Consider the following 12592-nt stretch of genomic DNA (forward strand, 5'->3'; position numbering starts at 1 on the left):
AAAGGCGCCGCGGCGCCTTTTTTGTTGTGCTGCGCTAGCTGCCCAGCATCTGCTTCACCAGCTCGACGCAGCGCAGGAAGCGTGTGTCGTAGTCATCCTCTTTGACGTGCACATATTCAATGTGATTTTCACGCAGCATGGTGACCAGCATCGACTGGAACTCGCGGCGATCCATCGAACTGCCGAGGCTGCGCAGGCCGTCGGCCACCCACGGCACGTTATTTTCCAGCAGAATCACCAGGTCAAAGCGGTACTCATCGATCAGCGCCTGCACGAACGGGTGCTCGCGTCCTTCATACTTAAGGCAGAACGCCTGGGTGGTGATGAAGTCCGTGTCAATAAACGCCACTTTGTTGGCGTATTTGACGGCGAAATCGATGTACTGCGCCTGGCCGAGCGCGATTTTGTCGTAGTCGGAGTATTGCAGCGCCATCTCGTCGCCGCCGAGATGCGAGAAGACATAATCGCGGCCATACTCCCACGCGCTGGTGGTGTTAAAGATGTTGGCCAGCTTGTTAACCAGCGTCGATTTGCCGCTCGATTCACCGCCGAGCACCGCCACGGTGCGCACGAAGAACGGCTTCACTTCAGTAGGGATGTATTCCCAGTAGCGGAACGGATCCTGACGAATCTGGCTGCCGCTGATGTTCATAAACGATCGATGCGGATCGATCACCACTGCCGGAATGCCCAGATGCTGCTGATACATCGGCGCATCCGGTTCTTCGCTGGTATAGACGCAGTCGGGCTCAATGCCCTGCTCCGCGAGGAAGGTTTTCACACCGGCGCTCCACACATCCCAGCCGTGCGGATAGGGCTCGATGCCCTCTTCGTCGAACGAATGGATGCGGATATTTTTCTGGTACTTGAAGGTCTGCAGCAGCCAGCGCAGACGATCGCTGATGGTGGGCTGCTGCGACATGGCGCTGTTCTCAAACAGCTCGCGATCGCGCGGATCGTCATGGCCCATGATGATGTGCAGCTCATCGACCTGGCTACAGGCGCGCTGGATCAGGTAGATGTGGCCGGTGTGCAGCGGATAGAACTTCCCGAACACCACGCCCACGGTTTTGTCGCGGCGCGGAAATTCCAGCCCGAGAAAACGGTGCAACGCTTCCAGCTTCTGCGCACTCGGGCTTTTGATTTTGGCATTCAGCAACTGGCTCAGATAGCCTTTGGTCATCCCGCTGGCATCAGCCACCTGCTGCAATGTGTGTCCCTGCTGGCGAATCGCGGTTTTCAGATAGTCAAACGATGACATGTAGTGCCTCCTGCATGGAATTAGAGGGATGGTGCGCGCGGGCCCTCACCCCGGCCCTCTCCCGCCCGCGGGAGAGGGGGAAAATCCTGAACAGAGCGGTTAACAACAGATCGGTACCGTACTTCCCGCCCCTGCGAACGGTTCCCTCTCCCGCCAGCGGGAGAGGGTTAGGGTGAGGGCAAAGGTGGAACCACAAGCCAAACCCCCTCCCCAACAACCGCCTTACAGCTCGTCCAGAATCGCCAGCGCGTCCGCCAGTTTCTTCGCGCTATATACCTTCATACCGTCAATCGCCTTCTTCGGCGCATTCCCTGCCGGCACAATGGCGCGCTTAAAGCCGTGCTTGGCCGCTTCGGAAATGCGCTCCTGGCCGCTCGGCACCGGACGAATCTCCCCGGCCAGCCCGACTTCGCCAAAAATCACCAGATCCTGCGGCAGCGGGCGATCGCGCAGGCTCGACACCATCGCCAGCAGCAGCGCCAGGTCCGCACTGGTCTCGGTGACTTTGACGCCGCCGACCACGTTCACAAACACATCCTGATCGGCCATCTGCAGGCCGCCGTGGCGGTGCAGCACCGCCAGCAGAATCGCCAGACGGTTCTGCTCCAGCCCAACCGCCACGCGGCGCGGATTGCCCATCATCGAATGGTCCACCAGCGCCTGAATCTCAACCAGCAGCGGGCGCGTGCCCTCCCAGACCACCATTACCGAACTGCCGGAGGTGATCTCATCGCCGCGTGACAAAAAGATAGCAGACGGGTTACTGACTTCGCGCATGCCCTGCTCGGTCATGGCAAAGACGCCCAGCTCATTCACCGCACCAAAGCGGTTTTTGTGGCTGCGCAGCGTGCGGAAGCGCGAATCGGCATCGCCGTCCAGCAGCACCGAACAGTCGATACAGTGCTCCAGCACCTTCGGACCAGCCAGCGAGCCATCTTTGGTGACGTGACCGACCATGATGATCGCCACGCCGCGCGTCTTGGCGAAGCGCGTCAGGTAAGCGGCGGTTTCCCGCACCTGCGCCACGCTGCCCGGCGATGACTGGATCTCCGCCATGTGCATCACCTGGATCGAGTCGATCACCATCAGCTTCGGCTGCTCCTGCTCGGCGATCAGGCAGATCTGCTCGATGCTGGTTTCCGACAGCATATTGAGGTTTTCCGTCGGTAATCCCAGACGATGGGCGCGCATCGCTACCTGTTGCAGCGACTCTTCGCCGGTGACGTACAGGGTTTTCATCCCTTCCGCCAGCTTACACATCACCTGCAACAGCAGCGTCGATTTACCGGCACCAGGGTTACCGCCAATCAGTATCGCGCTGCCCGGCACCACGCCACCGCCCAGCACGCGGTCAAACTCTTTAAAACTGGTCGAGAAACGCGGCAGCGCTTCCAGACTGATCTCCGACAGCTTCTGCACCCGGCTGGTGCCGGCGCTACCGGCATAGCCGCTCAGGCGCTCATTGCGCGCGGCCGCAGGCGAGGCGGCAATGCGCACCTCGGTAATGGTATTCCAGGCGTGACAGGCGCTGCATTGCCCCTGCCAGCGCGGATAGTCAGCGCCGCATTCGTTACAGACGAAGGCGCGTTTTGCCGCTTTGGCCAAATCAAATCCTCAGTTAACGCTCTTCGTGAATCAGGCTGCCGGTGAGAATGCAGAACACTCCCATCAGGTCAGCGTGGCGGATAATCACTTCCGTCTGCTCATTCACTTTGGGTTTAGCATGATAGGCGATACCCAGCGCCGCGGTTTTAATCATCGGCAGATCGTTAGCACCATCGCCTATCGCCACGGTTTGTTCCGGTGCGATGTCAAAGCGCTGGGCCAGACTGTTCAGAGTATCGGCTTTAAATTGCGCGTCGACGATTTGCCCCAGCACTTCGCCGGTCAGCTTACCGTCACGCATTTCCAGTTCGTTGGCTACCGCAGCGGCCAGATGCAGCGTCTGCCGCAGGTGATCGGCATAGAAGGTGAACCCGCCCGAGGCAATCGCCACCTGCCAGCCCAGCGCCTGCAACTTGTGCACCAGCGTGGTCAGGCCCGGCATCAGCGGCAGCGTGTCGCGCACCTGCTTCAGGATGTTGGCGTCAGCGCCGGCCAGCTTCGCCACGCGCTCGCGCAGGCTGGCTTTAAAATCCAGCTCGCCGCGCATCGCGCGTTCCGTCACTTCCGCCACCTGCTCGCCACAGCCCGCCAGTTTGGCGATCTCATCGATGCACTCGATCTGGATGGCGGTGGAATCCATGTCCATTACCAGCAGCCCTGGCGTTTTCAGATGGGGAATTTTGCCAAGCGGCGCCACATCAAAGCCAGCCTCATGCGCCAGCTTGCTGGCACGCGGTGTCAGCGAGCCCGCCAGCCGGATTACCTGATACTCATCGACATTCCACGCGCTGACGATCACCATCGCCGCGCCCAGCTGATGCTGATAATCGGTCAGTTTTTGTTTATCGAGCCCGCGCCCATACAGTAACCAGCCAGTCCGACCGGCACGGTAATCCAGCGGCATCACTTCATCACCGCTCAGGGAAAGGGGTAAACCCGGCCAAAGAGAGACATCGGCGGGCAGATCGCACCAGGTAAGACGATTTGGCATTACAGCTCCTGTAGGGACAACAAAACCACGCAAGAGGCTACCTTGTCTGCGCGGGTTCTGGCAACATAATTGCCAGCCTTTCTGCTGTTACGTCACACGGGTTTCTGATGGTCAAAACCGCACTGAAATTTCGCCTGCATCGCACGGTGATCGTTCTTATCTCGCTGGCGCTGTTAGTGGTGCTGATGCAGGGCGCATCATGGTTTAGTCTTGGCCATCAGATGGCCCGTTCCGAGCAGGTCGAGGAGCTGGCGCACACGCTGACGCGCCAGGTGGCGTTCAGCCTGAAACCGCTCATGGATAACAGCGACGATAACCGCACGCAGATTGAAGCCATCCTGAATCAGATGACGGATAACAGCCGCGTGCTGGACGCTTCGGTCTATGCCGACGACGGTAGCCTGGTGGCCCACAGCGGTGAGAGCATTAATGTGCGCGACCGCCTGGCGCTCGACGGTAAACGTGCTGGTAGTTATTTCAATCATCAGATTGTCCAGCCGCTGGAAGGGAAAGAGGGTCCGCAGGGTTTTCTGCGTATCACGCTGGATACGCATGTGCTGGTGACGGAATCGCGTCAGGTGGATAACACCACCAATATTCTGCGCCTGATGATGCTGCTGGCGCTGGCGATCGGCATTATCCTGACCCGTACCCTGCTGCGCGACCGCCGCACCCGCTGGCAGCAATCCCCGTTCCTGCTGACGGCCAGCAGAACGGTGAAAGAGGATAAAGAGGAAGAGACGGCGGCGGAGAGTGTGGAGACGGAGAGGAAAGAGGGTTGAGGCAGATAGCTCTCTACAGAAGCACGTCGCAGATTAATATTGCCGGGAGGTGGCTGGCTGGGATGGGATACAGAGTGACGGTGAAGGTTGGACAGGACAGCCTGATCCTGACGACTGGCAGCTAAAGAGAAAAAGCCGGAAGGATCGTTAAGATTGCGTCCGGCTACTATTATGGGACCTTAATTTTAATCGCTATTGCACTATCTACGACATCATCAAGCAGCATTTCTTCTTTCTGGGAGAAATTAGCATATTGAGACATAGCTCTGCATGTTGATAGTGTTTCAACTATTTCAAGAGAAAAATCATCACCATACTTAATTATTTCATTATAACGAATAGTGAAAAAAATCGCTGACTCAATTTTACCATTCGCATTAAGCTCAACTATTATTTTTTCGAGCGATCTCATTAATTCATTTAAAGCATTCACCAGGGAACCCTCATAGTTTTAACAACCCATGTTCTGGGGAGATTTGAAACCACAGCTTGATATCCTAAGCCAGGATATCCAGCGCCCTGAGCAGCTGCAGAACCTTCACTTCGGGGCCTTAAGTTCTAATAGATTAATTATGATTACTCTCCAGTCATGACGGATTGTTAGTTTTTGGCATAATAGGGAAATTTATTATCACAATAACAACTGTGACGACTATTTTGCAATCATCTTATGACATCAGCGCTAAAATATCACGCTGAGTATAATAATCTTTAAATTTCCATTAATAGATCGAATTGTTAAAACTATTTTCTTTTCGTAGCGTTTATTTGGTAAAATCCGCGAATCGATCCAGCTTTAATAATCAGGCACACAGGTTTTAATGTTTAAACCACCGGTTAGATCTAACTGATCATCTACTACTCTTAAAATTTATGGAGAGTTGTAGCACTATCCTTACCCAAAAAGTTATAGCAATATATCGACATGAGGATAGTTTAAATTAAATTTTATGCTAATCCCCTGATAATTATGGACCTTCCCAATATTTAGTGTTTTCAGTAGCTCTCTCCAAATCGTCCATATCATCCTCTCCAGGCTCACGGTCAAATTTACCTCCAATCATTCCTCTCATCTTCGATAACAATGTAGTAATATCATTGTCATCAATGAAATTGGTAGTTTCTCGCTCATACGCTCTTCGCATCTCCTCATTGATTGTTGATTCGTTATAATAATAATTAGCTATATTGTTTAATGACACCAATATATAATCAATCTCCTTATATAAATCAATTTCCTCAGACTCTGTTAAATAGATTTTCTTTTTAATTCTCGACACTACCACCCCCTTTAATTATTATGTGATTATAAATTTTAATATTGTCAGCAACAGTTAATTCATCAGAATGAAACCGTTGATTACGAATTTATTGTGGCTTAAGGTTGGGGCATGTGTTTCAATAAAAATATCGGTTAGACAATGACTCTAAAGACTAAAGACCCGTAAAAAACCATTTATCAATGATGACAAAAACGCACTAAAAAAAGCCAACAAAAACAATCAACTAATGAAAGTTATAATCATTATTACTTAATTAAATAAAGATTACCGTAAAACATCAAGACCAAAACCAGCCTCGTCACTACAATGGCATTACTTTATATCTCTCACACCTTTATAACACCACTAGCCTCACACGAGTTATATTAGCTTAATCAATGGCGTCCTGGCGTTATTATTTACACTCACAGATAATTATCCATACAGTTCTGGACAAGCAAGTTAAGAATAAGTTTGCGAACACATCAACAATCATAACTTTACCAATCCATTATCGCTATCAATAAAAACATTGAACGATTCACTTCTCGCACAATAATGCAGAAACTCTTCACATTTTTTATATTCCTCGTTAAGAGCAATACACCCAAATCCGACATCATCATGTGGATAAATGGCCACATTTAAATCCAGATTAATATAAAAACAAACCTGACCAACAACTCCAGCATGACACATCATCAATCTTGATAGGCCTCTGAAGTCATGACTTTTTTTACTTAAGCTGAGTGAAAAAGCCGGCAAACAAGAATCACCATAAAGATAACTTTCAAACTCTTCGGTCATTGGCAAAAGTAATTTTTTATCTTTCATCTCCTCATATAAAGCCTGATAATTATCAATCGTTTCTTTATCATCCTCTCTTTCATCATTAAATGAAAGAGCTGCAATAACAATTACACCTTCATCCTCTTTACCAAAAAACCCTTCGAATAAAGATATAGCCTCGTCAATTAGAGGGTATGAAAAAGAATCTTTTTTTTCAAAAAAACCGACCCAACCTTTAGACAATCTAAATCCAGAGAAATTAATTTCATTTAGTGAGAGGCTACTTATCGATTTTAATGATCTTTCCATCACTCATACCTATAGTTATTTTATGCCTTGGCTTTGGTTCCGCTTTACCTATACCAACTTTCCATTCACCTTGTTTATCACTATGCGATGTATTACTTTTACTCCATATTTCATTTGTATGATTATTCTTATAATTCCCACCTTTTACTTTAACAAAATCTTCAGGATGTGATGATGGAGTCCTTACTATATCGCCTATTTCAGCACTGTTTACTTTTTTCTTAGGATTATCTAAGTGGCATTTTGAAAGACCCAGGGGATCAATCCATGCCAGCGGGTTCGGCGCATACTGATAAAGATTTAGCCCACCCGCCAGCCCTATCGGGTCCTGACTGATGAATCGTCCCGCATCCGGATCATAGTAGCGGAACCGGTTATAGTGCAAACCCGTTTCTGCATCGTAGTACTGGCCCTGATAGCGCAGCGGCTGGTGTACTGGCTCAGCATGGCGCACCTGCGCATGCTCTACCCGCACCGTGTTGCCCCACGCACGGTACTCTGCCCGCCACGCTACACTACCATCCGCACTGGTCAGCTCACGCGGCATGCCCGCAACGTCATTGTGATACCAGTGTACCTGCGCTGCGTGCTCCGTTTCACCCTGCTGCAGACTGATCTGTGCCAGTGGTGCAAAGCTCTCGTCTTCATAAATCCAGATGTGCTGGCGCGAGCCACGCACTTCGCTCAGCAGACGGTTGCCGTCCCAGATAAAGCACGTCACGCCAAAGGCGTCACGTTTCCAGCTGCGTCGGCCGAACGCATCGTAGCCGTAAGTAGTGCGCTGTTCTGTGCCGTTACGCGTGCTTACCGCCTCTGTCAGCTGGTGCTCGGCGTTCCAGGAAAACTGTTGCACCGTATGCCGACCAATGCGCTTCTCAGCCACGTTGCCAAAGCTGTCATACGCCCAGCGCCGGTCTTCGTGCACCCTTAGACGGTTATCCTTCAACGGCGGCGAGCCGACCTCATTCAGCAAATTATGTGCGGGGTCAAAAGCAAACCGCTCATCCTGCGCTCGCGTGAGTCGGCCCAGTGCGTCATATTCGTAGCGGTGGTCACCGGTGTAGTGATCGACCATCTGCATTAGCTGGCCGTTGCGTTGCCATACATAATCACGTGCCACCGCCGTGCTGTCACCGCGCATAGCGCGCTGGCTCACCAGCCGGCTCATCTCATCATGAACATACTCGCTGGCCAGCGCTCCCTGGGTACGGCGCACCTCACGGTGCAGCATGTCACGTTCGCTTTCGCTGATGACGCGGCCACCAAAATTGACCTGGACGCGGTGACCGCTGCCATAATAAAGGTTACTCAGCTCACGACCGTCCGGTAGCCTGGTATGAGTACGGTTACCCAGCTCGTCATACTGATGGCGCAGCTCGTAATTAATACCACGAATCAGGCTGCGCTCCGCCAGCAACTGGCTGGCATCATCCCATTCCAGCTCCACACGTCCGCCGTGATTGACGCCAGTTGTCAGACGTCCCAGCGCATCGTAACTGAAGCGGGTACGCTGCCACTTTGCATCTCCGCCGCGTGCCACCAGCTTCTCAAGCAGCCTGCCGCAGTTATCGCGCCGATAACGCGTGCGAATTTCCGGACCGCTGCCGTCGCCTCGCTCGGTACGCGTCAGCGCATTTCCACTGGCATCATATTCATAACAGGTGGCAGAACCATCGAACCTCTGTTCACCGATCAGATTGTTATGCGCATCGTAACTGAAGCTATAGCGCGTGCCATTTTCATTGATGAGAGCAACCAGACGACGTGCGCGATCGTATTCATAGCTAATAGGGTTACCGAGCGCATCTGTTCGCGTCAACGGCAGACCGTCCCCCGCCAGCGTCCAGCGTGTTGCCTGATTCTGTGCGTCATACCAGGCTGTCAGGCGCTGCCAGCGGTCAAACTCGAAGCGCTCGACACCGCCATCCGCATGCACAATGCGCTGTGGCAGGCCATCACGACGGTTATAAAGAGTGGTAACGTTGCCTGCGGCATCAGTTTGCTGCCTGAGCCAGCCGTACTTGTCATAATCAAAACATGTGGTGCGTCCGGAACAATCGGTATGGCTAGTTAAAAAGCCGGCACTGTTCCAGCTCAGCTTTTGAACACCTGCTGCCGCGTCGCGGATACGAACCAGGTTACCCTGATCGTTATGGTTATATTCGGTAATGCGGCCAATCTCATCAGTGAAGCGAATCAGGCTGCCTGCAACGTCATAATGGTATTCGCGAATACCGCCCAGCATGTTTGTAACCCGCACTGGCAGGTTCCAGCGAGCGTGGTAATCAAAGCGTGTCGTCTGGCCATCCGGTTCGATAACAGCAGTGCAGTTACCGCGCTCATCATAGCGATAACGCGTCACGCGGCCAGCCTGATTAGTAAGCTGTATGATCTGTCCACGCGCGTTACGGCGAATGCGGATATAGCCGCCCGAAGCATCTCGAAAACCGGTTAACTCGTGGTTATCGTCAAAGTCATAGCGCGTGACGCGGCCCAATGCGTCAGTGATGGTTGTACTGTTACTGGCGTACTCGAAACGCCATTCACCGCCAAGGCTGTCACGATGCGCCAGTACTTTGCCATCCGGTGAGTGTTTATCGTAGTGATAGAAACACTCAAGTTCGCCCCCTCGACGATGTGCCACCATTACATGATTTCGATAACGAAATTCACGCAGCACCTCATCATGCTCATTGCGAACAGCACTTAAATCTCCTTCAGAAGAATAATCATAGCTGCAGAGCTTTTCGGCACTCAGGGGGGCAGATGGATAACAAACGCTTACGGCAGTGATACGTTCAACGCTTCGATCTTCATCAAGCATCAGTCGGGTAAATGTAATATTGAAGCGTCGCCCTGCACTGTCAGTAATTACTATCGGCTGATGTTGCGCGTTGTACTGCAGAGTAAGGCGGTTACCGTGGCGATCGCTGATTGCCGAAAGTAGCCAGCGGCCCTCTCCTGCCTGATGAGTGAAGTGCCAGTTCTGGCTTTCATCAGGCGCAGAAATGCAAAACTCGCCCGGCTGTGGCTGGGAAAGTGATAGCTGCTCATAGCGATGCAACTGCGGCTCCCGACCCGACTGTGGCCAGGGAAAATCAATTTCTCGACCCTGTTCATCAACCAGAATCAGCAGTTCGTTGTCTTTGCGTAATTCCTGAGCGAAAGGTAAAGACCACCCCTGACCTAACCAGCCGTTACCTGTTTCATCGGAGAAATACAAACGCTGCCAGTTAAGCGGTACCGCAGCGGGAAAAGAAAAATCTTTATCATGATCGTCAAAAAGTAATTTAATACCCAGCAAAGGATTTACCGGACTACCAATTGCCATCTCAACCTCTGGCAATGGCCTCTGCGGAATTTTGCAGGGCTCAGTTTTTTTCTGCCCATGCCCTTTATCATTTCCGCCTTTATTGCTGCCGGCCTTTTTCGCTTTAATAACTTCGTCAGCGTCTTTTTTTGCTGCTTTAGTTTCTGCTCTGGCAGCAGAACTTTCTGCCTTCACTGCAGCCTTTTCAGCCAGTGCTGTGCTTTCTTTGGCGACGGTTTTCCCGACTTTTGCCGCCTCAACCGCTTTGCCAGCCTTCGCTGCCAGCTTACCCGCTTTAAAAGCGGCCCCACCGCCAGGCACAAAGTTGGCTGCAGCTGAGGCAGCTGAAAGTGCCGCGTTGCCATAATCGCCCTCAGCGGTATAAATGGCAGCGTTAGCGCCGTCTGCAACGGCACCAATGACGGGTACAGCGCCAAGAACATCCAGGCCGGTGTGCACCCAGTCGCCATAATCGCTCCACCAGCTTTTCTTTTTAGGCGGGTTGGCACTGCCCGCCGTAACGTGGCCCTGGGGCGCAGGCGCATATTGTAATTTACCAATCGTGTTTCCGGTTGCCATTGGAGCTCCGTGCAGGAAATTCAGGTATTAATGAGTAAGGATATGTGCGGGTACTTTCAGATTAATAAAAGGTAAAGTAACGTTGACGCAGCCGCCATTTAAAATGGCGACTAGCTAATCTGTAGGTTGAGGTTTCAATCTGAAGACAATATCCTTTATGGAAGAATCATAAAAGATCATAAATTAAGAGGGTGAGAAAATTAAACCCGCATGCCTTTAGCAACAGCCAGTCTTTTGATTTCCATTAATTTAAGTGCCGTAGCATCATTGTTTTTACCTTCCTTCTTAAGCATGTCTTCGAGTAGATTGCTAAACCCCCATCCCGCTTTTGTCACTGCGTTTGGGTTGGCGCCATGATGTAAGAGGTATTCAACCTGATCGAGGTCCATTCTTGTCAAAGCAAAAATAAGCGCCGTTTTACCAGCGGTATCGGGCTTATTAACATCGGCACCTATACTGACAAGATACTCCAGCACAGGCATTGAGTTTTCTGACGTTGCGTTCATGATCAATGGACGTGCACTACTAACAGCATTTTTATCAAGACCTCCCGCAATCAATGCTTTAAGATAGCGGGGATCGTTTGAGCGGGCCATAGCATCTGCAGCACTGCCATATTGAGGAATAATGTACAACGGATCCGCGCCTTTCTTTACCAGTTCGGTTACGATTTGAAAACTGGCATCTGTTTTTTTGTTTGTTGCGGTTAAAAGCGCGTACATCAAAAGTGTCATTCCCTTCTTGCCTGACATATTCAGGATATCGACCTTAGCTAAGGTATCCACTGCAAAAGCGTTTCCCTCTCTGATAGCAACAGCGGCTTTCAAAGCATAACCTGAGAATTATTTTCAGCTGAAACAGCCTTAGCCAGACATTTATTCACAACAAGAAGAATGAATACGAAAGCAAAGAACTTTATGCAGTACGTCCCTGTAATAATTTTTAGCACTCCCTTTCCTTCTTAAAAGGTCCTCATGCCTTTACTTTCGGCTATTTTTTTGATGTCGAGAAGTTTTTTCATTGTAGTATCATTGTCGCCTTTTTCAATTTTTTTCTGTAGCATTTCTCTAAAACCCCAGCCTGCTTTATTTTTTACGTTAGGATTTGCACCATGTTGTAACAGGAAATCAACTTCATCTAAATCATACCTCCCCAATCCCACCATCAGTGCAGTTTTGCCCGCTGAGTCAGGTTGATCTACATCAGCACCGATACCGACCAGATATTCCAGCACTTTTCTTGAATGGTGGGAAGTTGCATTAATAATTAGCGGACGATAATTGCTCACTGCATTTTTATCCAGACCGCCATCAATTAAGGCCTTCAGGTAACGAGGATCGTCTGAAGTCGCCATCACTTCAGCTACACTTCCGTATTCAGGAATATCAAATAAAGGATCGGCTCCAGCTCTTACCAACACACTAATAGTCTGGTCTCCAGTGGCTGTTTTATTTTTTACTGCATTCAGTAAGGAATATAACAAAAGTGTCATTCCTTCTTTTCCGGGAGAGTTAAGATCAGTAAAGACTGCCTTTTTCTTAATCTCATCGAAAGACTGATTCTTTATCAGGATAGCCAATTCAAGTTGTTCTGCATCAAAAAATCTTGAGGGGGATAGTTGAGTGACTGCTGCGCAGTCAAATGAAAATAACATGGCCACCATAGAAACCACAGTGATGAATTTCACTCCCCCTCCTTTTATCA

General features: G+C 50.6%; 10 protein-coding genes. 1 reads left to right on the forward strand and 9 read right to left on the reverse strand.

Features of this window, described 5'->3' with window-relative positions; genetic code table 11:
* Positions 1–34: 34 nt before the first annotated feature.
* The 3 genes from nadR to serB all read right to left on the reverse strand — a co-directional run bounded on the left by nadR (position 35) and on the right by serB (position 3857).
* The gene (gene nadR / locus C1Y42_RS13475; protein WP_104093712.1) at positions 35–1261 is read right to left on the reverse strand and encodes a multifunctional transcriptional regulator/nicotinamide-nucleotide adenylyltransferase/ribosylnicotinamide kinase NadR; all 1227 of its coding nucleotides are present in this window, start codon (positions 1259–1261) and stop codon (positions 35–37) included.
* Between the two features lie 222 nt (positions 1262–1483).
* Entirely contained in the window at positions 1484–2866 is a 1383-nt protein-coding gene (radA, locus tag C1Y42_RS13480; RefSeq protein ID WP_021506810.1) for a DNA repair protein RadA, read from the reverse strand.
* A gap of 13 nt (positions 2867–2879) precedes the next feature.
* On the reverse strand, positions 2880–3857 hold the full coding sequence (gene serB / locus C1Y42_RS13485) for a phosphoserine phosphatase (protein ID WP_021506809.1): 978 nt from the start codon (positions 3855–3857) through the stop codon (positions 2880–2882).
* A gap of 107 nt (positions 3858–3964) precedes the next feature.
* On the opposite strand from serB, the gene C1Y42_RS13490 reads away from it, so the two are divergent.
* Entirely contained in the window at positions 3965–4639 is a 675-nt protein-coding gene (locus tag C1Y42_RS13490) for a YtjB family periplasmic protein (protein WP_021506808.1), read from the forward strand.
* A gap of 169 nt (positions 4640–4808) precedes the next feature.
* Here the strand turns inward: C1Y42_RS13490 and C1Y42_RS13495 are convergent, their stop codons facing one another.
* The 6 genes from C1Y42_RS13495 to C1Y42_RS13525 all read right to left on the reverse strand — a co-directional run bounded on the left by C1Y42_RS13495 (position 4809) and on the right by C1Y42_RS13525 (position 12575).
* Complete coding sequence (locus C1Y42_RS13495; protein WP_146068797.1) at positions 4809–5072, reverse strand: hypothetical protein; 264 nt, start codon at positions 5070–5072, stop codon at positions 4809–4811.
* Between the two features lie 535 nt (positions 5073–5607).
* Positions 5608–5919, reverse strand: a complete 312-nt coding sequence (locus tag C1Y42_RS13505) for a hypothetical protein (protein WP_104093713.1) — start codon at positions 5917–5919, stop codon at positions 5608–5610.
* 474 nt (positions 5920–6393) lie between these two features.
* Complete coding sequence (locus C1Y42_RS13510) at positions 6394–6999, reverse strand: hypothetical protein (RefSeq protein WP_104093714.1); 606 nt, start codon at positions 6997–6999, stop codon at positions 6394–6396.
* Positions 6971–10888, reverse strand: a complete 3918-nt coding sequence (locus tag C1Y42_RS13515; protein ID WP_021506805.1) for an RHS repeat-associated core domain-containing protein — start codon at positions 10886–10888, stop codon at positions 6971–6973. The genes C1Y42_RS13510 and C1Y42_RS13515 overlap by 29 nt, the downstream gene beginning before the upstream one ends.
* 200 nt (positions 10889–11088) lie before the next feature.
* Positions 11089–11715 (reverse strand): ankyrin repeat domain-containing protein, encoded by a 627-nt coding sequence (locus tag C1Y42_RS13520; protein ID WP_233210721.1) that lies wholly within the window; start codon positions 11713–11715, stop codon positions 11089–11091.
* 134 nt (positions 11716–11849) lie between these two features.
* The gene (locus C1Y42_RS13525) at positions 11850–12575 is read right to left on the reverse strand and encodes an ankyrin repeat domain-containing protein (protein WP_233210722.1); all 726 of its coding nucleotides are present in this window, start codon (positions 12573–12575) and stop codon (positions 11850–11852) included.
* Between the last annotated feature and the right edge of the window lie 17 nt (positions 12576–12592).

This window comes from Pantoea sp. ICBG 985 (assembly GCF_002928365.1).
GTDB lineage: Bacteria > Pseudomonadota > Gammaproteobacteria > Enterobacterales > Enterobacteriaceae > Pantoea > Pantoea dispersa.